Source organism: Chitinimonas naiadis, assembly GCF_054780835.1.
In genome coordinates, this window is record NZ_BAAGVO010000004.1 from 367,941 (window position 1) to 390,845 (window position 22,905).

The window sequence follows — 22,905 nt, forward strand, 5'->3', positions numbered from 1 at the left end:
CCCCTGCTGACGCAGGAAAACGACTTAACGTCGGAACAGGTAGACTAGCCAACCCATTTTGAACGCTCCTTTCACTTTCGGCGTCCCGTTACTAGCGATGAGGCCAGAACGGTAGCTGTACGCGGGCGGTTGCAACCCTTGCCTTATTTCAACGACAACCACCGGCCACAGGCACACAGCCAATGTGTACCTCGCCTGCTCCGGCCCACGGCACCCCATTGGCGCCGCGCTTTTCACGCCTTATCAGCGTAATCTACTGATTTTACAGGAATGTTACCAAACATGGAAGTACCACCCGAAACATGGGGACGTAACATCCTGCTACAATGCGGTGTTGAGGGCGTGCACCAGTCTTCGCGCCCACGCTCAACCCACACATCCCGTTTGTCACACGCCTAAGACTGCTGCCTATCATTGGCAGGGCCGACATACACCCGATCTGGTTCAGACAGTGCCCGGCACGCTCGTTGTTTGCGTTCCTGCCGCGTAGCGCCTGCGCCGATCACTAGGAGTTCCACATGTCTTTTGCTTCGCTCGGCCTGTCGGACGATATCGTTCGCGCCGTGACCGAACTCGGCTACACCGAGCCCACCCCCATCCAGGCTCAGGCCATTCCCGCCGTACTGACCGGCCGCGACCTGCTGGCAGGTGCCCAGACCGGTACCGGCAAGACCGCCGGCTTTACCCTGCCCATACTGCATCGTCTGGCCAACCGCGCCAGCAAGGGTCCGTCGGAAGGCCGCCCACCCGTCCGCGCCCTGATCCTCACGCCAACCCGTGAGTTGGCCGCCCAGGTCGAGGAATCGGTCCAGAACTACGGCAAGTATCTGAAGCTCACCTCGATGACCATGTTCGGCGGTGTCAGCATCAACCCGCAGATCAAGCAACTGCGCAGCCGGGTCGACATCCTGGTCGCCACGCCTGGCCGCCTGCTCGATCATGTCCAGCAAGGTACGCTGGACCTGAGCCGGGTCGAGATCCTGGTACTGGACGAAGCCGACCGCATGCTGGACATGGGCTTCATCCGCGACATCAAGAAAATCCTGGCCCTGCTGCCGCGTGACCGGCAAAACCTGCTGTTCTCGGCCACCTTCTCTGACGAGATCAAGGCCCTGGCCGACGGCCTGCTGAAGACGCCGGAGCTGATTGAGGTCGCCCGCCGCAATGCGACGGCCGATACCATCGCCCAGACGATTCATCCCGTCGACCGTGATCGCAAACGCCAATTGCTCGCCCACCTGATCAAGGAGCACAACTGGTTCCAGGTCCTGGTGTTCACCCGGACCAAGCACGGTGCCAACCGCCTGGCGGAGCAGCTGGAAAAAGATGGCATCAGCGCCATGGCGATCCACGGCAACAAGAGCCAGGGCGCCCGCACCCGCGCCTTGAGCGAGTTCAAGGATGGCAGCCTGCAGGTCCTCGTGGCGACTGATATCGCCGCCCGCGGCATCGACATTGACCAGTTGCCACACGTGGTGAACTACGAGCTGCCCAACGTTCCCGAGGACTACGTGCACCGTATCGGCCGCACCGGTCGCGCCGGCGCCGAAGGTGAAGCCGTATCGCTGGTCTGTGTAGACGAAAAGAAGCTGCTGGCCGATATTGAACGCGTGATCAAGCGCGAACTGCCCAAGGTGGTGATTCCTGGCTTCGAGCCTGATCCCAGCATCAAGCCCGAACCCATCCAGCAACGCTCGAGCGGTGGCGGCGGTCGTCAGGGTCAAGGCCGTGGCGCCCCTCGCCCGGGTGGCAATGGCAACAGCAACGCCGGCGGCAACCGTCGCGAGCAAGCCCCCAAAGCCCAAGGCAATGGCCAGGCACGCCAGCCGGTAGCACAGGCCGGCAATCACAATAGCCGCGGCCCCGGCGTCGGTCGCCGCCCAACTGGCCGTCACCACTAAGGAAAGCACACGATGAAGAAGACTGATCTGGAAAAGCTGCGTGGCCTGAAGATCAACGAGAAGCTTGCCAAGTCCGGCGTGCCTGATCGTTTCGGCAAGGCCTCTACCGGCCAGGCCGCAAATGAACAGCCCAAGGGCCTGATCGGCGCGCTGCTCAAGAAAGCCCCCAAGTAACAAGCCAGGCAATCATGAAAAAGGCCGGTGCGATGCGCACCGGCCTTTTTTCTTACCTGCCGTTCCGGGCGAACCGCCCCGGAGTCAGGCAATAAAAAACCCGGCCGGAGCCGGGTTCTTTCTACAACGACAAGCGGTCTAAATTAGACGGGCTTGATGTTGGAGGCTTGCTTGCCCTTAGGGCCAGTGGTCACGTCGAACTCGACCTTCTGGTTTTCTTGCAGGGACTTGAAGCCGTTCGATTGGATTTGCGAGAAGTGCGCGAACAGATCGTCGCCGCCTTCGTCAGGAGTGATGAAGCCGAAGCCCTTGGAGTCGTTGAACCACTTAACGGTACCGGTTGCCATGATGCTTTCCTTGTTGGAAATAAAGTAAAAAATGCGGACGTCAAACAAAGGGGGGCGAATCGGGATACCGCAAGGGTACGAGAACTGCCTGTGACCTACTACTTGAACTGCCTGCAGCGCGCTTTGTACGCTATTACCCGGCACATTGCAAAGCATTTCTGCAATGCGGCGGCAAGTCCCTGATATTAGGTCATACCCTAACAAGCATGAACGGCCGGAAAACTAGCCTGCATCAGGCTTCTGCAGGCCGAGCGCATCCCAGCCCTCGCGCCCCAGCTCCCGCAGCATCGCAATGTTTTTCTCGAATATGGCGGCGGCGTCGGGAAAGGCGGCGACCGCCTTATCAATACTGGCTTCACGCAGCAGGTGCAGCGTTGGGTACGGCGAGCGATTACTAAAGTTGCTGATATCGTCAGCCTCGGCATCCTCAAACTGATAGTCAGGGTGGAAGCTGGCAATCTGGATCAGCCCTTCAAGGTCATGCTCGGCCACCACGCCATCGGCAACATCGAGGAACTCGTTGTAGTCGAGGAAGTCATTCAAGATCCAGGGATGGATCAGCAGCGTGGTATCGACCGACTCCGGGTCCGTCTCTGCCAGGAGCACCAGCTCCCGATCAAGATCCTCCAGCAGATGATCCAGATTTCGGGCCTCGCTCACCACAAAGCGTACCTGGTTCTTGATATAGACCGCCTTGGCGAAGGGGCAGAGGTTCAGCCCGATGACGGCTTTTTCAAGCCAGTCCTGGGTTGCAGCGATTATGGTGTCGTGTGGATTGCTCATGGCGCAAGATAAAGAAGGTCAGGCTTGCTATTCTATCGCCTAAGCTGCCGTAGACCCTCATGACTACACCCAACTCAAATCAACCCACCTATATCCACCCATCGCAGCTTTGCGTGGGTTTGTACGTGCGCCTGGAGCTTGACTGGCTCGCGCACCCGTTCACCTTCAATCAGTTCAAGATAACCAAGCAGGAACAGATCGACACCTTGCGCTCGCTGGGGCTGGATCGCATCCGCATTGATACCAAGCGGAGCGCCGCCAAACCCCTGCCCGCCCCTGCGGAGCCGGATGCAGCAACGCCGTCAGCGCCCAAAGCCAACCTCGATGCAGCGATTGTCGCCAAGCGCGTCCGGGTTGAACGCCTGACCCAGCACCGCGCCGCACTCAATGAGTGCGAACGCAAGTTCCAGGGCGCGGCGCGCGCCCTCAAGACCATCACGCGCAACTTGTTCGCCCGACCAGGCGAGTCAATGGCGGAAGCTGCCGCGCTGATCGAGGGGCTGGTGGACTCCATGCTCACGGACCGGGACATCGCCATTCATCTGATGAATGACAAGCTCGGTGGCGAGGAGGTGTACTTCCATCAGCTTAATGTTGCCGTACTGGCGATGATGCTGGGCAAGCAGCTGAACATGAGCCGCGAGCAACTGACCGAACTGGGCATGGGCGCGCTGTTCCACGACATCGGCAAGGTGGAACTACCCAGCCAACTGCTGCAGAAGGCTGAGGCGCTGAGCCCCAGCGAGCAAGACCTGATGATGCGGCATACCAACTTCGGGCTGGATATCGGCAAAAAGCTGAATCTGACACCGGAGGCGCTGGCTATCGTGTTCCAGCATCATGAATACATGGATGGTAGTGGCTACCCCCATGCACTGCGAGGCGAAGAAATCCTGCCGCTGTCGCGGCTGGTCGCCATCGTCAATGAGTATGACAACCTGTGCAACAAGCCCAACCCGCGGGACTCGCTGACCCCCTACGAGGCGCTGGCGCACATGTTCAGCCAGCAGCGCGCACGCTTTGAGCCGCAGGCGCTGGGTATTTTCATACGCTGCATGGGCGTCTACCCGCCTGGCACACTGGTCCAGCTTTCCAACAATGCGCTGGGACTGGTCATGGCGGTGAATGCGAGCAAGCCGCTCAAACCGACGGTATTGATCTATGACCCCAGCGTGCCCAAGCACGAAGCGATCATCCTGGATCTGGAGAGCGAGGCGGACCTCAATATCATCAAGAGCATACGGCCGGGCCTGCTGCCACAGCCGGTCTTCGCCTACCTGAATCCGCGCAAACGCATGACCTATTACAGCGACACCGTGAATACGCCGTCACAGCCGGGCTGAGCAGCGCGACGCGCACCCGGCAGCCGCACCCTCCATGCAGGCGCTGCATGGCAAGGGCGTCGGAGAAATTGAATTGGCGCGAAAGATAGTGGCTCAGCGCAGGCAAAGCCGAACCATACTGTTCAGGCAAGCCCAGACAGCAACCGCCCACCCTATCCCAGCTTCATCCACCCAAGGAGTTCGTCATGGCCAAGATCGCCATCGTCTATCACAGTGGTTACGGACACACGAAGAAGGCCGCCGAAGCAGTACACGCCGGTGCATCGGGCAGCGGCGCCAGCAGTACCTTGTACGCCATCGATGCCGAAGGAAACCTGCCGGATGGCGCCTGGGAGGCACTGGAAGCCGCCGATGCCATCATTTTTGGTTCCCCGACCTATATGGGCAGCGTGTCCTGGCAGTTTAAGAAATTCGCCGACGCCAGCTCCAAGCCCTGGTTTACGCAGAAGTGGAAAGACAAGATTGCGGCCGGTTTTACCAACTCGGCGACCATGAACGGTGACAAGCACTCCACCCTTCACTACCTCATGACCCTTGCCATGCAGCACAGCATGGTCTGGGTCGGCACCGGCCTTATGCCTTCCAATAGCAAGGCGGCGCAGCGCAATGACCTCAACTATGTCGGCTCGTTTGGTGGGCTGATGACCCAGTCCCCCTCCGATGCGAGCCCGGATGAGGGCCCACTACCGGGCGACCTGGAAACAGCTCGGCAATTTGGCGCCCGGGTCGCCACCTACGCTGGCAAAGTGAAAGGCTAAGGCGCGCTTACCCCACCGCTTCGGAAAAAAGAAAGGACGAGCCAGGGCTCGTCCTTTCCTTTTGATGATCGTCACCGGTGATGACCTTCCTGACCTCAATAGCGCCAATGGCACAAAAACAAGTAGGCCACCGTGATCTGTATTGTCACCACGAAAGCGCCGCTGGCGAACATGCCGGTGGCGCCGGCGAGTAGGCTGGAGGCGACCGGCAGCATCACCCCGGCATGCCCCAGGGCTTCGAACAGGAAAATCACACCCAGCAGTACAAAAAAGATCACTGCCCATTTGACGATATAGCTAGGCAGGTAGATGCGCTTCTCGCGGTTGTAGCGATAGGCCGCAGCCTGCTCCAGCAGATTGCCCTGATTGACGTCCTTGAACATCCAGAATGGCCAGAAATAGAGGTAGATAAGCCAGCTCAGCGACTCGGTCTCGGCGGTGGACACGGCATGGGGTGTCATGGGACGAGCTCCTCTGTTCTTGTGTAGATCCGCACTACAAAAATGGCTCACGCTCCGCGCTTTTGCATGGCCGTTCGGCGGAAAGCATCCAGCCGAGAGTCCTCCCCCGCACTCGCAATGACTGCGTCATATATCCAACACGCACGGGGGGAAATGAACGTCGTTCATGTGATGGACACCTCGTTGCTGGTAGTATGCGCGGCCTTTTGGCCGCAATCCGTGCTTGCCGCCAGCCCACCCAACCCGCTACCCATTTCAAAGTACCTACGCCATGCGTCGCCCTCTTCCCCTACTGCTCCTGACCCTGCTTGCGCCTTTCTCGGCCTTGGCCGATACCGCCACGCCACAGCCCGAAGGCGCGCTGCAGTACACCGGCAGTACCGGTCGCATCTCAATCGGCTATGTCGACGGTGGCCATGTGCAAGGCGAACTGCAAGGGGTGCTGAGCGAGACCGCAGACAGCGCCTGGCTGGGTGAGGGCTGGATCTCCCGCTCGGCGGGCGGGCTGCAGCTGAGCTACCACCAGGCGATCGACGACTACGTCGCCAAGTATTTCCTGGCCTTGGACCAGAACGAGTCGCGCGATCGCAAGCTAAGCATTGGCTACGGCCTCGAGCAGGCTGACTGGTTTGGGAACGCTTATCTCAGCCACGGACTGACTGCGCGCCGCCAGGTCGGCCAGGGTATAGATACCCAGGTGAGCCTGGTCAATGGCACCGACGCCGGCCGTCCTTACGTAGACACACTGACGACGACCACCACGACCCGACTGTTCGAGCGGGCCTACGACTACGGCGTGGGCGTACGCCTGGGGCGAAATTTCGACAACAATGCCCTGCGCCTGACAGGCGGCCTGGATTACGAATGGGGCAAGCACAGCGCGCGGCAGACGAATCTTTCGCTGATGGGCGAGAAGTTTTTCGTCGGCACACCCCATAGCATTGCCCTGCAGCTGGATCATTATCAGAAGGCCGGCAGCGTCGACACCAAGCGCAGCGACAACCGTGCCGTGCTCAGCTATCGCTACAGCTTCGGCAAGGCCACCAGCGCACAGCCCGAGCGCCTGTTCCGCATGGTGGAAGATGCCCGTACCCCGGCCGAGCCGACCATCATTCCGGCGCATACCGAGCGCAAGCTGGTCAAGACGACGGCAAGCATGAATGGCGATGCCTTCTTCCTGATTGGTAGCGCCAAGCTGACCGATGCGGCACGCAGCGAGCTGGACAAGGTCGTCGCCACACTGAAGACCGGCGGGCACGAGGGCAATGTCCGCATTGTCGGCCATACCTGTGACCTGGGTTCGGACATCGTGAACAACAAGCTGTCGCTGGAACGTGCCGAGGTAGTCCGTGACTACCTGATCCAGGCAGGCGTGCTGTCCATCGATACCGCCGTGGTCGAGGGCAAGGGCAAGACCGCGCCCAAGTTCCCCGCCAAGGCCGCCACGCGCGACAAGAACCGCCGCGTGGATCTGGAATTCGTCAGCAGCGTAGAGAAGGAAGAGCTGGTCGAAGTGCCGGCCCAGACCATCCCCGGCGCGACAGCACCGATTACCTATCACCGCGAAGATATCGCCCAGGAGCCGGCATGGCTGCGCAGGGCGCTGCGCAACCCGGCCGTGCACAAGCGCACCGTGGATGTCTACCGCACCGAAGAGAAGACCCAGACACAAACCAGCCAGCGCGAATGGGTCAATCGTGCACCAGTAGCGCAAAGCGATAGCTACAGCGTCGCAGCCGGTAGCAGCACCGCCCTGCCAGTGCTCGCCAACGACCGCGACCCTGATGGTGGCGATACACTGAAACTCGTATCGGTTACCGCCGCCGCACGTGGCCAGGTGCAGATCGAAGGCGATCAGCTACGCTATATCGCGCCGGCCAACTTCAATGGCCAGGATACGTTCAGCTACACGGTTCAGGATAGCCACGGCCTCAGCACCCAGGCCAGCGTCGTGGTAAACGTTGCCGCACCGAACCATACCCCAACGGCTGAAGATGATGTCTACGTGGTGAGCGGCTTTGTACCCACTACCTTGCCGGTACTGACCAACGATGTTGACCCGGACAGCGACCCGCTGACCATTGTTTCGGTGACCCAGCCCAACAATGGTACGGTCAAGGTGGTCGGCAGCCAGATCCTGTTCACGCCTTCGCAACCGTTCGCGCTGGATGGCTTCAGCTACACCATCAACGACGGCCGTGGCGGCGAATCCAAGGCCTACGTCAGGCTGATCGATCCGATCAACCCCTGATACGGTTTTGCCCCCTGAACGGCCCGATCCGGCATCTTGCCGGGTCGGGCCGTTCGGCTTTCTGCAAAGCTCGGGGCATAATGGCGTTCTCTCCGGCTTTCAGAACCGACCATGCCTTCCTTTAGCCCGCTTTCCCTGCTCGAGACCCGCGTACTTGGCGTACTGATCGAAAAGCAGCGCACCGTTCCGGATACCTATCCGCTGTCGCTCAATGCCTTAACCGCCGGCTGCAACCAGAAAACCAGCCGCGATCCGGTCATGGACGCCTCCGAAGCCGAGGTAGCGGAAGCCATCGCCAGCCTCAAGTCGCAAACCCTGGTGATGGAAAGCAGTGGGGGACGGGTAACGCGTTATGCGCACAATTTTGAGCGTGTGCTGGCAGTCCCGAGCCAGTCCACCGCCATCCTGACGGTATTGATGCTGCGAGGCCCGCAGACTGCGGGCGAATTGCGCATCAACTGCGACAGGCTGCACAAGTTTGCCGATATTTCGACGGTGGAAGCATTCCTGCAGGAGCTGGCGGAGCGCAGCGCCGGTGCGCTGGTGCAAGAGCTGCCCCGCCAACCCGGTGCACGCGAGAACCGCTGGGCTCACCTGCTTTCTGGCGATATCGATCTCGAGCTGCTCTCGCCCCCCGCTACGCTCAATAGTGGCAGCCGCCAGGAGCAGTTGGAGTCGCGCGTGGCCAGCCTCGAAGCGGAAGTTGCCCAATTGCGTGCTGTAGTGGCGCTACTACAATCAGAAAGATCGGCCTAACCTGACAGTGCACTGACTCTGATCGGCCATACAATCCAAGCAACACTTCTTGTTTGTATGGTACAAATTAAAACAAACGGCACAGAGTGCCATGATGAGTAGCACTAACACAGGACAACACGCGTGAGTAACGACGCCCCACAAGACAACGCCCCCTCACTCCCGGCCCTGAAGCCTGTCTCGGAGAAGATTCGCGCACGCATCCAGGCCGCCAAGTATCGCTTCCATGCCAACGACAATATCGCGGCCTTCATCGAACCCGGTGAGATGGAAGCCCTGCTGGACGAAGTGCAGGGCAAGATGATGGGCGTACTGGAAAGCCTGGTCATCGATACCGACAGCGACCATAACACCCAGGATACGGCACGCCGGGTCGCCAAGATGTACCTGAACGAAGTCTTCAAGGGCCGTTACGTCGCCGAGCCACCGGTCACCGAGTTTCCCAATGTCGAGCATCTGAACGAATTGATGATCGTCGGCCCGATTACCGTGCGGAGCGCCTGCTCCCACCACTTCTGCCCCATCATGGGCAAGTTGTGGATCGGGATCATGCCTAACCAGCATTCCAATCTGATTGGCCTCTCCAAGTATGCCCGCCTGGCGGAATGGATCATGTCACGCCCGCAGATCCAGGAAGAAGCCGTGACCCAGATCGCCGATCTGCTGCAGGACAAGATGAACCCGGATGGCCTCGCCATCGTCATGGAAGCCGACCACTTCTGCATGACCTGGCGTGGCGTCAAGGACATGGACTCCAAGATGATCAACAGCGTGATGCGCGGCTCCTTCCTCAAGGACGCAAACCTGCGCCGCGAATTCCTGGCCTTGCTCAACAACAAACGTTCCTGAGGGAGATGCAGCCATGCTTGTCCGCCTGCTTTATGCCAGCCGGGTCGCCCAACCCACCAGCCATGAGTTGCTGGAATCCATACTGGCCCAGTCCCGCAACCACAACCCGGACAGCGGCATCACCGGCATCCTGTGCTATAGCGGCGATATCTTCATGCAGGTATTGGAGGGTGGTCGGCGCGAGGTGTCGACCTTGTACCAAACCATCGCTTGCGACAAGCGGCACCGGGACGTGGAACTACTGCATTTCGAGGAAATTTCGGAGCGGCATTTCTCCAGCTGGACCATGGGTCAGGTCAACCTGGCGAAAGTGAACCCCTCTACCCTGCTGAAGTATTCAGAGAAGCCAGGCATCGATCCCTTTACGCTGGGCGGCCGGGTCTCCATGGCATTGCTTGAAGAGCTGATTGCCACTGCGGCCATCGTTGGCCGGTCCTGCTGAGCAGGCAGAAATGAAAAGACCCCGGTCAATCACCGGGGTCTTTTACATGGGTTCATACCCGCTATTCGCTGACGTCGTAGAAGGTATCACCCTCTCCGCCCTTGTCGAATGCCGCCCCGATCGGTGAATCCAGCAAGGGGATGATGGTCTGGTCGTAATTGGCAATCACGTTTACATCCAGGAGACTGAAGTTCTTGGGGTTGTCGATATAGGCATCGCTCTCGTTGCCGGCGAAGAAGCGCCAGCCGCTATCGTCGTCGTCCTCGGGCTCGTCGCGGTACATATAGCTGACCGGATACCCTTCCACCGTAATCATGTCGGTGGCCATGCACAGGCCGTGACCGAGCGCGAGCGGCTTTATCTGGGATTGGTCGAGTTTGTAGTATTTCATGGTGTTCGCCTCCTGCGGTCGAAGCATCAGGATACTGAAGGATGCCGGGCCAGGGCTAGCATTCCTCGCAATATCAGGCCTGGGCCAGGTAATCGAACACCAGCACCTTGCTGATCCAGGGCTGGACCAGGCTGACAAATTCGACATGCGCGGGATGGGCCAAGTATCGGTCACGCGCCGCGGCGTCGGCAAAGCTCAGCAAAAAGGCATGAGTGTAACCCTGCGCCAGATTCTCGGGACTGATGTCCGTTCCCTGCTCATAGGACTTAACCTCCTCGATCTGCCCAGGCAGCGCAGCGAAGGCCGCCAGCAGCGACTCGACGGGAGCCGCGTCTGCAAATGCAAACAGCACGAGATGGCGCAGCGGAGTGAATGGCAAGGTAGGCGCGGTCATTTTCGGGATGCTTCCTGATCAAAGACCCATTCTCGCACTGCAGGGCACGCAGAAGATAGACTGGCTACGCTTGCAAGGCAAAAACCCGCCTTTCGGTGGGTTCCGGCCGGATTCATCGGGTACATCAACGCCTTACCAGCCACAGCAAGACACCCACCACCAGGAAAACCGGCAGCCAGACCGGGGCCAGCGCAAGGACCAGCGAGCCGATTACCAGGACCATGATGAACAACAGCAGGATCGACACGCCGGCCACCGCCAGCATGGCCAACACGACGCCAAGGGCGATACCCGCAGCCGCCAGGACCAGCCCGGTCAATACGACCACGAAAGCCTGGGCGCCATTCAGCGGTGCACCATTGATGTCCAGATTAACCTGACCATCACCGACGCCGATCGCCAGGCCAAAGGCAGACAGCACGGCCAGCACGAGCAACCAGAATATGGCCCTGCCCATCCAGGTCCGCCGCCGACGAGGCCGAGAGGATCGCGAGGACCGAACAGGTTCACGATCAAGTTCACGATCAGATTCCAGCTCCGCTGCAGTACTGAGGTATTCGCTATTGGTCATGATTCGCCTCCCCTGGCGCTTTGCCACCCAAGTTGGGCTGGCCGTTTCGATGACTGCATCCTAGGACCGGGCCTGGCGAGGTACGAGCGGGGGACGATATATTGCAGAATCGAAGGAGCAGGATGCAGAAAACCGGGATGGATTTCATCGACTTCCACTCTGGGAGGCCGTTCAAGGTGCCCTTCCAGCGGCTGACACTGAAATTTTCCCAGTAATTCAGGGCGATGAAGGCCAGTTGCTGCGATAATCCGCCCCGTCATCAAAACACCACAAAACTTTCATGTTTGATTTTTTCAGCGGGCTGGACTTCTGGGTCGGCACCAGTCTGGTTCTCGCCTTTGGTTTCGTGCTTGCCTTTGAGTTCATCAATGGTTTTCACGATACCGCCAACGCAGTCGCGACCGTCATCTACACCAAGGCGATGCCACCACGGCAGGCCGTCGTGCTGTCGGGTATCTTCAACTTCCTGGGCGTGCTGCTCGGCGGTGTGGGTGTCGCCTACGCCATCGTCCATCTGTTGCCGGTCGATCTGCTGATCAACGTCAACACCGGCCACGGCCTGGCAATGGTGTTTTCATTGCTGGCTGCCGCGATCATCTGGAACCTCGGCACCTGGTACTTCGGCATTCCCGCATCCAGCTCGCACACGCTGATCGGCTCCATCCTCGGTGTCGGCATGGCCAATGCGCTGATATCGGGCATTCCGCTGGCCGAAGGCATCAACTGGAAGAAAGCGGTTGATATCGCCTTCTCGCTGGTGCTGTCGCCGCTATTTGGCTTTCTGCTGGCTGGCGCCCTGCTCCTGGCCTTCTTGCGCTTCCTGCCGCTCTCCAAGATGCACAAGACACCGGAGACCCGGCGTGCCATCGACGGCAAGAAGCACCCACCGTTCTGGAACCGCCTGACCCTGGTCCTGTCTGCCATGGGTGTCAGCTTCGTCCACGGCTCCAACGACGGCCAGAAGGGCATCGGGCTGATCATGCTGGTACTGATCGGCATCGTCCCCACCCATTTTGCGCTGGATGTCGGCAGCACGACCTACCAGATCGAACGCACTCGCGATGCCGCCGTCTACCTGCAGCATTTCTACCAGGCCAATGAATCCCGCCTGGCCCAGCAATTGCGCAGCACACACAACGGCAATGGCAGCGAGATGCCTGCCAAGTTCAAGTGCGAACCGACCGAGACCCAGAAGACGATCGGCGATCTGCTGCTGGTCATCAACAATGTCCGCGACTATCACGACCTGGCGCCGGATACCCGTGCACAGGTGCGTCGCTCCCTGCTGTGCCTTGACGATACCGCCAAGAAGATCGGCAAGCTGCCCGACCTGTCGAGCCGAGACAAGGCCGACCTGGAGAAACTGCGCAAGGACCTGACCGCCACGACCGAATACGCCCCTATCTGGGTCATCATTGCCGTCGCACTGGCACTCGGCATCGGCACCATGGTGGGTTGGAAGCGGGTTGTCGAAACGGTAGGCGAGAAAATCGGTCGCCAGGGCATGACCTACGCCCAGGGCATGAGCGCACAAATCATCGCCATGGGTGCCATTGGCGCCGCCAATGTCTTCAGCCTGCCTGTGTCCACCACCCATGTTCTATCGTCTGGCGTCGCGGGGACCATGGTGGCCAATCGCATTGGCTTGCAAGGCAGCACCGTACGCAATATCGTGATCGCCTGGGTATTGACCCTGCCGGCAACCATTGCACTGGCTGGCGGCCTGTTCTGGCTGGCAACCAAGCTGTTCGTGTGACCTGCGGGTTGCATGCAATAAAAAAGGCCATCCCGAGGATGGCCTTTTTCACGTCTGAGCACCAGGGGCGATCAACCTTCGCGTGTTACCCGCAGGACTTCTTCCAGCGTCGTCGAGCCTGCCAACACCTGGGCAACGCCGTCGGCACGCAGGCTGCGCATACCCTTGGTCTGGCCATGCTCACGAATCCGCGCCTCGCTGGCCCCATCGTGAACCAGACGACGGATCTCGTCGTCCACCGTCAGCAGCTCATATATACCGGCCCGCCCCTTGTAGCCAAGCTGGTTGCACTGTGCACATCCTACGGCGCGATAGAGCGGCTGGGGTGTACTCAGGCCCAAGGCAGCCTGCTCGACCTCGTCCGGCATATAGGTCGTCTTGCAGGCGGGGCATAGCTGGCGATAGAGCCGTTGGGCCAGCACGCCGATCACGCTGGACGCCAGCAGGAAAGGTTCGATCCCCATGTCGACCAGGCGGGTGATCGCGCCGGGCGCGTCGTTGGTATGGACCGTGGCAAGCACCAGGTGGCCGGTCAGCGAGGCCTGGACCGCGATCTGTGCGGTTTCCAGATCGCGGATTTCACCGATCATGATCACGTCCGGGTCCTGCCGCAGAATGGCGCGCAGGGCTCGGGCAAAGGTCATCTCGATACGAGCATTGACCTGGGTCTGCCCTACCCCGTCGAGATCGTATTCGATCGGGTCTTCCACCGTCATGATATTAGTGGTCGAGGCATCCATCGCCGCCAGGGCGGCATACAGGGTCGTCGTCTTGCCTGAACCGGTCGGCCCCGTCACAAGGACGATGCCGTGCGGCTCCGCAATCAGCTTGAGCATGGTCGCCAGGGTATGGCCGCCCATGCCGAGCCGGGCAAGATCCAGCCGCCCGGCCGATTTGTCCAGCAAACGCAGCACGGCTCGTTCGCCATGCCCCGTTGGCAGCGTCGACACCCGGACGTCCACCGGACGACCGGCAATACGCAAGGTAATGCGACCGTCCTGCGGCAGGCGCTTCTCGGAAATATCGAGATTGGCCATGACCTTGATACGGGACACGATCGCCGCATGCAACTGGCGCTTGGGTTCGATCACATCACGCAGCTTGCCGTCGATACGGAAGCGCACCACCGAGCGTGTCTCAAAGGGTTCAATATGGATATCGGATGCCCCCTCGCGCAAGGATTCGGTCAGTAAGGCATTGATCAGCCGAATGATAGGCGCATCGTCCTCCGCTTCCAGCAGGTCTTCGATAGCGGGGAGCTCCTGGGCCAGTCGGCCCAGATCCAGGTCGGCCGCCACATCCTCGGCCACATCGGCCGAGTGACTGTCCTGCCGCGAGAACAGCTGCGCCAGCCGGCCATCGTAGACCTGGCTCTCAAGCATCTCGACATTGACGGGCCGCCCCAGAAGGCGGCGCAATTCCATCAGGCCGGAAAGGTCGGCCCCTTTGCGCAGCAAGACGTCGACCGAGCCATCCTGCTCGGCGATATCCACGACGCCACGAGTGCGGGCAAAGCCATAGCTGGCCAGGCGAACATAGCTCATGGCTTGGGCGTAATGGTCGGTGCCGGAGCCGTCGCATCAACCGCAGCTTGCGGCTGGCGCAAATCGTAGGTCGGCAGCGTGACATTGGGCAGGTCAGGCAGCATCCAGCGAACCTCGGGCTGGTAACCAGCCTGAGCTGCCTGCAACTGCTGGTAGCGATCACCGCTCAGCGCAGCAGCACTCTTGCCATCACGCAAGATGACCGGGCGCAGGAATACCATCAGATTGGTACGCGAGGTGGAGCGGCTCTCGTAGCGGAACAGATTGCCGAGAATCGGAATGTCACCCAGCAACGGGACCTTGTTATTGGTTTCGTTGACCTTGTTTTCGATCAGGCCGCCCAGCACGATGATCTGGCCATCATCCACCAGCACCTTGGAGTCAATGGTGCGCTTCTTGGTGGCAATGCCGGTACCCGAAGTCGCCACCGTCGTGTCGACGCTGGATACCTCCTGCGAGACCTGCATCGTGATGGCGCCGCCTTCGGATACCTGCGGCTTGATCTTGAGCGAGATACCTACGTCCTTGCGCTCGACCGTCGTAAACGGATTCTGGTTGGCACCGGTCGACGACTGCGTACCCGTCACGATAGGAATGTTCTGACCCACCAGTATCTTGGCTTCTTCATTGTCCAGCGTCAGCAGATTGGGCATGGACAGCACATTGCCATCACCATTGGCCTCGATCGCAGTGGCGATCACGCCCAGGGTCGGTGTCTTGCCATTGCCGTTCAGGCTGCCGTTGATGACACCGAGCGTCAGGCCGGCGGGCAGCTTAGAGTAGTCGCCGGTAGCGACCCCCGCGGCAATGCTGCTGAGGCTGCTACCGGTGGTACCGATATTGCTGAGGCCAATCGCATTGACGCTGTTGTTGCCACCACCGAGCAACCACTGGATACCGAATTCTCCGCCCTTGGTGACGGAGACTTCGGCAATCATGGCCTCGACATAGACCTGGGCACGACGCGCGTCGAGCTTGTCGATCACCGCGCGGATATTGTTGTAGATGTTGTCCGGCGCCGTAACGATCAGTGCGTTGGTCGTCGGGTCCGCCTGGATGGCAACACCGTTGGCAATCTGGCCACCAGAACTGCCGCCTCCACTGCTGCTTGGCGCCGACGGAATCTGTGAAGCAACGGTATTGCCGCCTGTGTTGCTACCGGTACTGCCACTGACGCTCGTGAAGGTGCTGGCGGCAGCCTGGGGAACATCGGTCCCGGTCAGGATGGCCTTGAGGGTTGCTGCGAGCTTGCTGGCATCGGCGTTACGCAGATAGATCACATGGATATTGCCGCCGGCTGCACCTTCTCGGTCGAGGCTATCGACGATCTTCTTGATCTGTCCCAGATGTACCGGGTTCTCACCACGGATGATCAGGGTATTGGCACGCGAATCGGCAACCACGGTGGTCTTCTTGATGCCATCCATATTGGCGCTCGGCACGATAGACGCGTTACCGCCAGCAACCGCAACTTCTGGCATCAACCGGCCCAGCATCTGTGCAACTTCCACCGCCGAGGCATACTTGAGCGGCAAGGTAATCAGGTCCGCGCCGCTCGGCTGGTCGATATTGGCGATGATCTGGTTGATACGCTTGATGTTGTCGGCGTAGTCGGTGATCACCAGCATGTTGCCGGCCACATAGGGCGAGATCGTATTGTTCGGCGTGATCAGCGGGCGCAGGATAGGCACCAGCTGCGAGGCGGACTCATGCTTTAGCGGATACACCTGGGTGACGATGCGATCGCCGCCGGCGTTGAGCTTGCTGCCAACTGTCACACCATAGTTCTGCTTGGCGTCGGCCTCCGGGACGATACGAACCGCGCCCGGCGTTTCCACCACGGCATAACCCTGCAAGCGCAGGGCCGATAGCAGGATTTCGTACACATCCTGCTTGCGCACCGGACTGGAAGAAACGATGTTGACCGTCCCCTTGACGCGCGGATCCAGCACGAAATTACGACCGCTGATCAGGCCGACCGCTTTCACCGTGGAATCGATGTCCGAATTGACGAAGTTGAGCATCACCTTGTCATCCGCAGCCATTACCTGGCCGGCCAGCATGAGCGCAAGGACGATCGTCTTGATTTTATTCATGGCGTGGGGTGACTCTCGATGCGATAGCGCAGACTCATGGGCGTGCCATTGCGCAGGATTTCAATATGGATGGCGGGCGCGCTACTGAAGGCGCCATATAAAGCGGAAATATCGCCCTTGCGGGCCAGCGTGGCACCGTTGACTGATTTGAGTACGTCGCCGCTCTGCAAACCCAGCGGGCCGGAAAGCGGCTGCGAGGCAGCGCTCTCCACCGCGATGCCGCCACCAGGCGCATCAGCAAGCCCACGAGACCAGTCGGCAACGTTCAGGCCTTGCATGCCTGCGACCAGCGCCTGCCGGCTCAAGCTGCGCTCATCGCCACCACGTCCGGCTTGCGGAGGCGGCATTGGAGGGCGCTGTGCCATGGGTGCCGGCACGGCAGCGGGAGTGATCAATGGTGAGCTGGGTGGGGGCGGGGCGGTATCGGCCGGCATGACCCCTGCCGCGGCTGCCTTGGCATCAAGCTCCAGCCGCTCACGGCGACCGCGGTTGTCGAGTACGACGTAATCGGCTGCGACTTCCAGCAAGCGCACGCCGGGCTCCAGCTCCTCACCCGTACGGACTGCCACAGAGGACTGCCCTGGCCGCTCGAATACGGCAGCGGCCGGTGTCTCGCTGGCAATGACGCCCCGCAACTTGGCGCTAAGGCTGGATGGCTGCGTGTCACCACCGGCCTGCTCACTGAACAAGGCATTGAGCGGCGACATATCCTGCGTGACAGGACGCTGCGAGGCAACCGCGGGGGCCGCAACCGGTGCGGCTGCGCGCGGGGCAAACACCTGCCAGATCAAACCGGCAGCCAGCCAAGCCACGATCAGCAGCAGGACCGCGTTCAGGCAGCGGTAGAACCAAGGCGTAACGGGCAGGGAAACAATCATCCGGTCTGGGGAATTATCTGTTCTGGATTAATACAAGCAACATCTGGCATTCACGGGTCGCTGCTTATAGACGTCGGCACCGGTGCTTGGTTGCATCTAGCGACAGTCAATTCTCGATGACCATACACAAGGCGGCATTTATAACAGCAAGCCTGTTATGCCGCCATCCTGCAATTGTTTGTCTACGCGTTTCGAATCGTTTCCCGACACCTTTCTCACTGAGTCTCAAAAATAGTTTGCCTCCCTGCTCCATGGCGACGAGCCGCATTGGATACATGCAGGTCACGCACCACGGCTGACCGTCCGTCGGAGTATTCCTTTATAAACCGAACCTTAGCAGCGAGCACCGTGACCAGCCGCTGCCGCAGCCGTGGATGCCAAGCGCTGCCTTGCCTCGGAGCCCAATGAGGGAAGCGGCCCTGCCGAAGATTTTTTTACTGTTTTCTTGTTGCAGCTGCGTTGACACAGTTCGGAACGGCATGCTTTAATCCGCCCCCTCGAAACGACGCTGAGTCGCAACGAGCCAACGCGGAGTGGTAGTTCAGTTGGTTAGAATACCGGCCTGTCACGCCGGGGGTCGCGGGTTCGAGTCCCGTCCACTCCGCCAAGTACAAGATTGATCGTTGCACGCAATTCGCAGCGATCGGCCAAACAGCGAAAGACTTGACGCAGTTTGGTAGCGCATGATTCAATGCGCGCCTTTCCGAAATCGGAAACATAGATTTCGGGCGGTTAGCTCAGGGGTAGAGCACTGCCTTCACACGGCAGGGGTCACTGGTTCGATCCCAGTATCGCCCACCAAGTCATGTGGAAAGTCAGTATGACGGACTGCATTAGGAGTGGTAGTTCAGTTGGTTAGAATACCGGCCTGTCACGCCGGGGGTCGCGGGTTCGAGTCCCGTCCACTCCGCCAACAACGTAAAGCAAAACGGACCCCTTGGGTCCGTTTTGCTTTTCTGCCCTAACATAGACCGTCCGCTCCGCTCGGCCCGTCTAATGAGCCCGACGGTCAATCCCCCTGTAGCCGTCCTGAGCCCTCCCCGCTCCCCACGCCGGTATCGGCGCCTCCCCCTCTGGATACCATCTCGCACCTACCATTTCGTGGTAGCGCTTGGTTCCCATCCACATGAATCGATAGTTGAGGTCCCGCATGCCCTCAACAATCTGCGACACATCGGCACGAGAACTTACCGACTCTGCAAACAGCTTGCCACGCCAGAGCACCCAGGCATCAAGTATCTCCTCGATCTCTTTTTGCTCCTGATTCATGAAAAGCTGGAGCGTATCCTCTCGCTCCAAGGCCTTTTCACTTCCCCTGGATTTGGCGTCGCGCTCGATGATCTCGATCTCCGTCCGCAATTTGGTCACGAGGCAATCAAGCTCATCCGAAGTTGAATACTGAGGGCGTCTAAGGAAACGAAGCCCCAATTCAATCACCTCGAATCGAAAACGCATACCCAAACGCAGGAGTGTTGCAAGCAACCCGACGTCGCTCGGAACATCCCGCAGCGGCGCCACCACCGTCTCAACCATGTGAATATGGAATTTTGATTGCCCGTCATCCATTACTTCCCACTTGGCCAGCTGTGGTTGATAGGACTTTTCAGCACCATGAAAGACCGCCTGAATAGGACGGAACAGCTTCCCCTTACTTGCCAGACAAACACTCTTCTGAATTTCAGCCAACCAGCGCTTGTCCGCTGTTGCTTCCGCAAAGGATTCGATATCCGCCCATGTTCGCTGATCAAATTGCAAAGGTGCCAAGCCAAAGATTTCCCACGACTCACGGTTGGCAAAAACAGGGGCGTCGGGGGGTATCTTTTCATCCCCCAAATTCATCCCAGCAGGCAACACTACGTCGATATAGCGTTCGTACTGCCGCACACCTCGCTGGACAAATTTCCTCTCCATCGCGCGGATACGCTCCAACTCGGCGGGGATATCGAATGGCGAAGCATCAGCAGTGGGCAACAGATCCGAGATTGTCTTATACAGCCGCCGCAAGCCCATCTCCCCGCCTAGCTCCAATCCCTGCCATTGCAACAGAGGCATACCCAAATCACCCAGCGTGAGCCCAGAGTGACATACAGGAACGATCTGCTTATTGAGCGCCCAGGCAGCGCCCATTTCGAATTGAACCCAGGGTTTTTCAGTAGAGACATTGCTGCATAAAATCAGCACGGCATCTGATCTCTTGATGCTTTTTCCTATGGCATCAAGCCAAAGTGAGCCACCTTTGACGCTACTGATGTCTGAAGACGTGAATATCTGGAGGTCACTAAAAGCCCTACTCAACATTCGCTTGAGCAAACCCACCAACTCGGCTTCTTCAGATATATGACTAATAAATAGGGTTGTTCCTGAATGGGCGTCAGCAATCATGATTTCCTCCGATACCTTGCACCTCTCTAAATGGGGCGCTGATGCTCGTATATAGAGCGCAGGTTCGAATTGTTCAACAACCGCCCGTCTTCAACTTGCCTATCGTTTCCAAGCAATCACAAAAAATGCCAAAAGCATACCCCACAGCAGTACCAAGCATGCCTACATGCTTAGATATTCACTCGAAGTTACCTACAGAATACCGTCCATCGAAAATACTCCCTCCGCGGAGGGGGTGTAAGCAAGCTAAAACGACGACATCTTCAGTACAAACGCATAATACCAAACCAGTAAAGCAAGATGAGACGCTCCAGGCAGGCTGCAATATTCACATGTCATTTATTCCATTGCGAGATTCGATTCGACTCGTCCCATTCATGCCAAACCCGATTTTTGGTCGGTAACTTATATCCACTTTGGCGGCGGCGGCCCCACCAGCCAGCAAACAAGTACGTACTTGACGCCTGCAATTACCGGTAACGACGCATGGCGATATTCGGAAGGAAAAGTAATGGCCACACCAGCCTGGGGACGTACAGCAAGGTTCAGGTCGGGAAAGCGGGTTTCGCCACCACGGATATCGTCATTGAGATAACAGACCACGGTAAACAGTCGCCGCTCAAAGCCCGCAGTATTGTCACGGTGAACCGCAAAATGCCCACCTTCAGAATATCGAATCGCGTTGAAATCAGCCAACGCCTCTATATTTGCACGGTATTCCGCACGTACCCGCGGCAAAACCTTTGCCTGGACCTGGTGGGTAAATCGCTCAAGCAAGTCTGGCATGGTCAGCAAGGCGTTGCACTCCGCCGTTCGGAGTGCTGGTCGCAGCACCGCGCGCCCCGGCTGCTTCGCGCTCGCGCTTATGCGTGCGTTGTACCAAGTGGGGTCTGCCTCCAGGGCATCACGCCAACGCTTTGCTGTATCAAGACCAAACAATCGGTCCCGCTGTACGCCTGCAGGCAGAGCCGGTGACTTCACCATTACATGGATACGCTAGCGAATGGCGATGATCGGCGGCCCCGACCATTGCTTGCGGATTGACTCGGCAAGCCTGGCCTGCCGGGAAGGGGTATGCAGCAACTTGTCTACCAACCCGATTCTGTCCGGATCAATTTCCTCCACCACGGAATGGATATCCGGCTCACTCAGGATCGCGTGACAAAGATGACACGCCGATACATAGGCTGCACTAGCGAGACGAACCTGCATGGGCTCAGGCAGACGAACAACCAGTTCGGCAAGATCATGCCGATGTAGCATGCCCATCAAGCGGGAGGCGCGCCGTTTGGCGATCAGCGAATCAATACTCTCGCGATGAAGATTACCGAGACTGAGGCCAGCATGCGTACCAGCCGAACAGCAGGGCAATAACTCACCATCTGGCCAGAGATTGTATTCGTTGCGTGCCGGGCATTCCGTATCCAGGTCGAAATAGGACATCGCCGCCATGGAGATCGGCAAGGCCGCACCATGCCCTAGCGGCACGACATCCCGCACGGAGACCTCATGCAATGCCAGGGAGAATTTATCCATCAACTGTTGCTTGAGCGTCGGGATAGGGGTTGCATCGTCCCTGGAGACATAGAGATGCACAGCCAGATTCAATCCGGCAGCAACCCTGAGCAACAGGGCAATGCGTTCATCCGGTACAAAAGCCTGATGGTATCGATCATAGCTGATCACCAGCAGGTCCAGGCCCTGCTGAATCAAGGCATCGAGTTTATTCTCGATGACGACTTCACTGACGGCCCAACGACCATTGGTCACCACACCGAAATTCAATCCATGCTTGGCGCCGTAACTCGCCAACGCGAGCATATTGTCGTATCGCAGGAATGGTTCGCCACCGGTAAAACTTAACCTGTCGATCTGCCCTCGGCGAAGCAAGCCACGAATGGCCCGCTTCGCAATGGTCATGTCCAGATGGGTACGCACATGGGCCTGACTGCAATGAGCGCAGCGAATATCGCAGGCCCATGTCAATTGCAGCGTTAGCTGGCGCATACCCATCAAACAACCTTACTTCTTCTTGGCGCCCGCGGGCGCCTTGGCAGGTGCCTTCGGCGCAGCAGGTTTTGCCGCTGGCTTGACAGCTGCCTTGGTGTCTTCCGGCTTGGCTGCAGCCGCAGGTGCAGCAACTACAGCCTCGGCCTTGACGACCGGCTTGGCAGCAGGCTTGGCTGATTTGGCTGCGGGCTTCGCTGCGGGTTTAGCCGCTGCTTTGACCACCGGTTTCGCAGCGGGCTTGGCCACAGGTTTAGCTGCGGGCTTCACGGCAACCTTGGTGGCAGGCTTCGCTGCAGGCTTCGCTGCAGGCTTGGCTGCAGCTTTGGTCGCGGCTTTCGCAGCGGGCTTGTTTGCCGGCTTGGGCGTCGGCTTTGGCGCAGGCTTCTGCGCAGGCGCGTCCGCAGGTGCGTTATGCATTGGTGGGCCGCCCATCGTATCTGCGGCGGCCAAACCGGCAACGCTCAACGTCAGGCTACCCAACGCTTCGTCCGACACCGTCACGCCATGATGGCGCAGCAAGGTGGACAGTTGCCCGAGAAACTCAAGCCGCAAACGGCTATTTTTTTCGAGCTTGGCCTGCAGTTGCAGGACTTCCTTTTGAATATCCGCTTTTGCCATGGTTGTCTCCTTTAACTCAGCACAGATTACAAACGACTCTCTTAGATTCAGCTTCTCAGCGTATATTGCCACGCTAGACTGTCAAGCCATTGAACGTGGTGATTATTCAATCGCCCGATAAATTGAACCAAAACTGCAACTCTCATGCACCGGAAATTGTCCTTTTTTTGCTTACTACGTCCCCAGCTAGTCCTTTTGAA

Annotated in this window: 22 protein-coding genes and 3 tRNA genes; 12 read left to right on the forward strand and 13 right to left on the reverse strand. The window is 59.0% G+C overall.

Annotated elements, in window-relative coordinates:
- The first annotated feature begins 518 nt into the window (after nt 1–518).
- Nucleotides 519–1,901 (forward strand): DEAD/DEAH box helicase, encoded by a 1,383-nt coding sequence (locus ACYVHK_RS07635; RefSeq protein WP_460529345.1) that lies wholly within the window; start codon nt 519–521, stop codon nt 1,899–1,901.
- A 12-nt stretch (nt 1,902–1,913) separates the two neighbouring features.
- On the forward strand, nt 1,914–2,075 hold the full coding sequence (locus tag ACYVHK_RS07640) for a hypothetical protein (RefSeq protein ID WP_460529348.1): 162 nt from the start codon (nt 1,914–1,916) through the stop codon (nt 2,073–2,075).
- A gap of 143 nt (nt 2,076–2,218) precedes the next feature.
- On the opposite strand, the gene ACYVHK_RS07645 is transcribed toward ACYVHK_RS07640, so the two are convergent.
- Together ACYVHK_RS07645 and ACYVHK_RS07650 are read right to left on the reverse strand one after the other, a co-directional pair.
- A complete protein-coding gene (locus ACYVHK_RS07645; RefSeq protein ID WP_331988447.1) occupies nt 2,219–2,422 on the reverse strand; it encodes a cold-shock protein in 204 nt (67 codons plus the stop codon).
- A 222-nt stretch (nt 2,423–2,644) separates the two neighbouring features.
- Entirely contained in the window at nt 2,645–3,205 is a 561-nt protein-coding gene (locus ACYVHK_RS07650; RefSeq protein WP_460529351.1) for a DUF1415 domain-containing protein, read from the reverse strand.
- 59 nt (nt 3,206–3,264) lie between these two features.
- On the opposite strand from ACYVHK_RS07650, the gene ACYVHK_RS07655 reads away from it, so the two are divergent.
- Entirely contained in the window at nt 3,265–4,548 is a 1,284-nt protein-coding gene (locus tag ACYVHK_RS07655; protein ID WP_460529354.1) for an HD-GYP domain-containing protein, read from the forward strand.
- Between the two features lie 185 nt (nt 4,549–4,733).
- Entirely contained in the window at nt 4,734–5,306 is a 573-nt protein-coding gene (locus tag ACYVHK_RS07660; protein WP_460529357.1) for a flavodoxin family protein, read from the forward strand.
- A 95-nt stretch (nt 5,307–5,401) separates the two neighbouring features.
- On the opposite strand, the gene ACYVHK_RS07665 is transcribed toward ACYVHK_RS07660, so the two are convergent.
- Complete coding sequence (locus tag ACYVHK_RS07665) at nt 5,402–5,767, reverse strand: hypothetical protein (protein ID WP_460529360.1); 366 nt, start codon at nt 5,765–5,767, stop codon at nt 5,402–5,404.
- Between the two features lie 271 nt (nt 5,768–6,038).
- On the opposite strand from ACYVHK_RS07665, the gene ACYVHK_RS07670 reads away from it, so the two are divergent.
- The 4 genes from ACYVHK_RS07670 to ACYVHK_RS07685 all read left to right on the forward strand — a co-directional run bounded on the left by ACYVHK_RS07670 (nt 6,039) and on the right by ACYVHK_RS07685 (nt 10,065).
- On the forward strand, nt 6,039–8,018 hold the full coding sequence (locus tag ACYVHK_RS07670; protein ID WP_460529363.1) for an Ig-like domain-containing protein: 1,980 nt from the start codon (nt 6,039–6,041) through the stop codon (nt 8,016–8,018).
- 111 nt (nt 8,019–8,129) lie between these two features.
- Nucleotides 8,130–8,774 carry a YceH family protein gene (locus tag ACYVHK_RS07675; RefSeq protein WP_460529366.1) on the forward strand — a complete coding sequence of 215 codons (645 nt, stop codon included), beginning with the start codon at nt 8,130–8,132 and terminating at the stop codon, nt 8,772–8,774.
- Between the two features lie 123 nt (nt 8,775–8,897).
- On the forward strand, nt 8,898–9,623 hold the full coding sequence (gene folE / locus ACYVHK_RS07680) for a GTP cyclohydrolase I (RefSeq protein WP_460529369.1): 726 nt from the start codon (nt 8,898–8,900) through the stop codon (nt 9,621–9,623).
- Between the two features lie 13 nt (nt 9,624–9,636).
- The gene (locus ACYVHK_RS07685) at nt 9,637–10,065 is read left to right on the forward strand and encodes a BLUF domain-containing protein (protein ID WP_460529372.1); all 429 of its coding nucleotides are present in this window, start codon (nt 9,637–9,639) and stop codon (nt 10,063–10,065) included.
- Between the two features lie 61 nt (nt 10,066–10,126).
- On the opposite strand, the gene ACYVHK_RS07690 is transcribed toward ACYVHK_RS07685, so the two are convergent.
- The 3 genes from ACYVHK_RS07690 to ACYVHK_RS07700 form a co-directional block, all read right to left on the reverse strand.
- Nucleotides 10,127–10,456, reverse strand: coding sequence for a DUF2185 domain-containing protein (locus ACYVHK_RS07690; protein WP_460529375.1), 330 nt, complete (start codon nt 10,454–10,456; stop codon nt 10,127–10,129).
- A gap of 73 nt (nt 10,457–10,529) precedes the next feature.
- Entirely contained in the window at nt 10,530–10,850 is a 321-nt protein-coding gene (locus ACYVHK_RS07695) for a Dabb family protein (protein WP_460529378.1), read from the reverse strand.
- Nucleotides 10,851–10,974: 124 nt separating this feature from the next.
- A complete protein-coding gene (locus ACYVHK_RS07700; RefSeq protein ID WP_460529381.1) occupies nt 10,975–11,307 on the reverse strand; it encodes a hypothetical protein in 333 nt (110 codons plus the stop codon).
- A 394-nt stretch (nt 11,308–11,701) separates the two neighbouring features.
- Here ACYVHK_RS07700 and ACYVHK_RS07705 point away from each other — a divergent pair, with 394 nt between their 5' ends.
- Nucleotides 11,702–13,177 carry an inorganic phosphate transporter gene (locus ACYVHK_RS07705; RefSeq protein WP_460529384.1) on the forward strand — a complete coding sequence of 492 codons (1,476 nt, stop codon included), beginning with the start codon at nt 11,702–11,704 and terminating at the stop codon, nt 13,175–13,177.
- A gap of 71 nt (nt 13,178–13,248) precedes the next feature.
- Here ACYVHK_RS07705 and gspE read toward each other — a convergent pair whose 3' ends face one another.
- From gspE to ACYVHK_RS07720, 3 genes are read right to left on the reverse strand one after another with little or no spacing between them, the layout of a single operon-like run.
- Nucleotides 13,249–14,721 carry a GspE/PulE family protein gene (gene gspE, locus ACYVHK_RS07710; RefSeq protein WP_460529387.1) on the reverse strand — a complete coding sequence of 491 codons (1,473 nt, stop codon included), beginning with the start codon at nt 14,719–14,721 and terminating at the stop codon, nt 13,249–13,251.
- The gene (gspD, locus tag ACYVHK_RS07715) at nt 14,718–16,817 is read right to left on the reverse strand and encodes a type II secretion system protein D (protein ID WP_460529390.1); all 2,100 of its coding nucleotides are present in this window, start codon (nt 16,815–16,817) and stop codon (nt 14,718–14,720) included. Before gspD ends, gspE begins: the two co-directional genes overlap by 4 nt.
- Entirely contained in the window at nt 16,814–17,695 is an 882-nt protein-coding gene (locus ACYVHK_RS07720) for a type II secretion system protein N (RefSeq protein WP_460529393.1), read from the reverse strand. The genes gspD and ACYVHK_RS07720 overlap by 4 nt, the downstream gene beginning before the upstream one ends.
- A 530-nt stretch (nt 17,696–18,225) precedes the next feature.
- Here ACYVHK_RS07720 and ACYVHK_RS07725 point away from each other — a divergent pair.
- The 3 genes from ACYVHK_RS07725 (at nt 18,226) to ACYVHK_RS07735 (ending at nt 18,608) form a co-directional block, all read left to right on the forward strand.
- Nucleotides 18,226–18,302, forward strand: a tRNA-Asp gene (locus tag ACYVHK_RS07725).
- A 119-nt stretch (nt 18,303–18,421) separates the two neighbouring features.
- Nucleotides 18,422–18,496, forward strand: a tRNA-Val gene (locus ACYVHK_RS07730).
- A 35-nt stretch (nt 18,497–18,531) separates the two neighbouring features.
- A tRNA-Asp gene (locus ACYVHK_RS07735) sits at nt 18,532–18,608 on the forward strand.
- Between the two features lie 80 nt (nt 18,609–18,688).
- Here the strand turns inward: ACYVHK_RS07735 and ACYVHK_RS07740 are convergent.
- The 4 genes from ACYVHK_RS07740 to ACYVHK_RS07755 all read right to left on the reverse strand — a co-directional run bounded on the left by ACYVHK_RS07740 (nt 18,689) and on the right by ACYVHK_RS07755 (nt 22,705).
- The gene (locus ACYVHK_RS07740) at nt 18,689–20,077 is read right to left on the reverse strand and encodes a toll/interleukin-1 receptor domain-containing protein (protein WP_460529396.1); all 1,389 of its coding nucleotides are present in this window, start codon (nt 20,075–20,077) and stop codon (nt 18,689–18,691) included.
- 405 nt (nt 20,078–20,482) lie between these two features.
- Nucleotides 20,483–20,863 (reverse strand): 2OG-Fe(II) oxygenase, encoded by a 381-nt coding sequence (locus tag ACYVHK_RS07745; RefSeq protein ID WP_460534036.1) that lies wholly within the window; start codon nt 20,861–20,863, stop codon nt 20,483–20,485.
- Nucleotides 20,864–21,073: 210 nt separating this feature from the next.
- Nucleotides 21,074–22,090 carry a radical SAM protein gene (locus ACYVHK_RS07750; protein WP_460529399.1) on the reverse strand — a complete coding sequence of 339 codons (1,017 nt, stop codon included), beginning with the start codon at nt 22,088–22,090 and terminating at the stop codon, nt 21,074–21,076.
- 9 nt (nt 22,091–22,099) lie between these two features.
- Complete coding sequence (locus tag ACYVHK_RS07755) at nt 22,100–22,705, reverse strand: hypothetical protein (RefSeq protein ID WP_460529402.1); 606 nt, start codon at nt 22,703–22,705, stop codon at nt 22,100–22,102.
- Between the last annotated feature and the right edge of the window lie 200 nt (nt 22,706–22,905).

What these genes read in the sequence shown, in the direction of transcription:
- ACYVHK_RS07650 (WP_460529351.1), bottom strand. Translation starts at nt 3,205, where the DNA reads ATGAGCAATCCACACGACACCATAATCGCTGCAACCCAGGACTGGCTT.
- ACYVHK_RS07705 (WP_460529384.1), top strand. Translation starts at nt 11,702, where the DNA reads ATGTTTGATTTTTTCAGCGGGCTGGACTTCTGGGTCGGCACCAGTCTG.
- ACYVHK_RS07640 (WP_460529348.1), top strand. Translation starts at nt 1,914, where the DNA reads ATGAAGAAGACTGATCTGGAAAAGCTGCGTGGCCTGAAGATCAACGAG.
- ACYVHK_RS07635 (WP_460529345.1), top strand. Translation starts at nt 519, where the DNA reads ATGTCTTTTGCTTCGCTCGGCCTGTCGGACGATATCGTTCGCGCCGTG.
- ACYVHK_RS07670 (WP_460529363.1), top strand. Translation starts at nt 6,039, where the DNA reads ATGCGTCGCCCTCTTCCCCTACTGCTCCTGACCCTGCTTGCGCCTTTC.
- ACYVHK_RS07685 (WP_460529372.1), top strand. Translation starts at nt 9,637, where the DNA reads ATGCTTGTCCGCCTGCTTTATGCCAGCCGGGTCGCCCAACCCACCAGC.
- ACYVHK_RS07695 (WP_460529378.1), bottom strand. Translation starts at nt 10,850, where the DNA reads ATGACCGCGCCTACCTTGCCATTCACTCCGCTGCGCCATCTCGTGCTG.
- ACYVHK_RS07745 (WP_460534036.1), bottom strand. Translation starts at nt 20,863, where the DNA reads ATGCCAGACTTGCTTGAGCGATTTACCCACCAGGTCCAGGCAAAGGTT.
- ACYVHK_RS07665 (WP_460529360.1), bottom strand. Translation starts at nt 5,767, where the DNA reads ATGACACCCCATGCCGTGTCCACCGCCGAGACCGAGTCGCTGAGCTGG.
- ACYVHK_RS07750 (WP_460529399.1), bottom strand. Translation starts at nt 22,090, where the DNA reads ATGGGTATGCGCCAGCTAACGCTGCAATTGACATGGGCCTGCGATATT.
- ACYVHK_RS07660 (WP_460529357.1), top strand. Translation starts at nt 4,734, where the DNA reads ATGGCCAAGATCGCCATCGTCTATCACAGTGGTTACGGACACACGAAG.
- ACYVHK_RS07740 (WP_460529396.1), bottom strand. Translation starts at nt 20,077, where the DNA reads ATGATTGCTGACGCCCATTCAGGAACAACCCTATTTATTAGTCATATA.
- ACYVHK_RS07755 (WP_460529402.1), bottom strand. Translation starts at nt 22,705, where the DNA reads ATGGCAAAAGCGGATATTCAAAAGGAAGTCCTGCAACTGCAGGCCAAG.
- ACYVHK_RS07675 (WP_460529366.1), top strand. Translation starts at nt 8,130, where the DNA reads ATGCCTTCCTTTAGCCCGCTTTCCCTGCTCGAGACCCGCGTACTTGGC.
- ACYVHK_RS07655 (WP_460529354.1), top strand. Translation starts at nt 3,265, where the DNA reads ATGACTACACCCAACTCAAATCAACCCACCTATATCCACCCATCGCAG.
- ACYVHK_RS07690 (WP_460529375.1), bottom strand. Translation starts at nt 10,456, where the DNA reads ATGAAATACTACAAACTCGACCAATCCCAGATAAAGCCGCTCGCGCTC.
- ACYVHK_RS07645 (WP_331988447.1), bottom strand. Translation starts at nt 2,422, where the DNA reads ATGGCAACCGGTACCGTTAAGTGGTTCAACGACTCCAAGGGCTTCGGC.
- ACYVHK_RS07700 (WP_460529381.1), bottom strand. Translation starts at nt 11,307, where the DNA reads ATGGGCAGGGCCATATTCTGGTTGCTCGTGCTGGCCGTGCTGTCTGCC.
- gspD (WP_460529390.1), bottom strand. Translation starts at nt 16,817, where the DNA reads ATGAATAAAATCAAGACGATCGTCCTTGCGCTCATGCTGGCCGGCCAG.
- ACYVHK_RS07720 (WP_460529393.1), bottom strand. Translation starts at nt 17,695, where the DNA reads ATGATTGTTTCCCTGCCCGTTACGCCTTGGTTCTACCGCTGCCTGAAC.
- gspE (WP_460529387.1), bottom strand. Translation starts at nt 14,721, where the DNA reads ATGAGCTATGTTCGCCTGGCCAGCTATGGCTTTGCCCGCACTCGTGGC.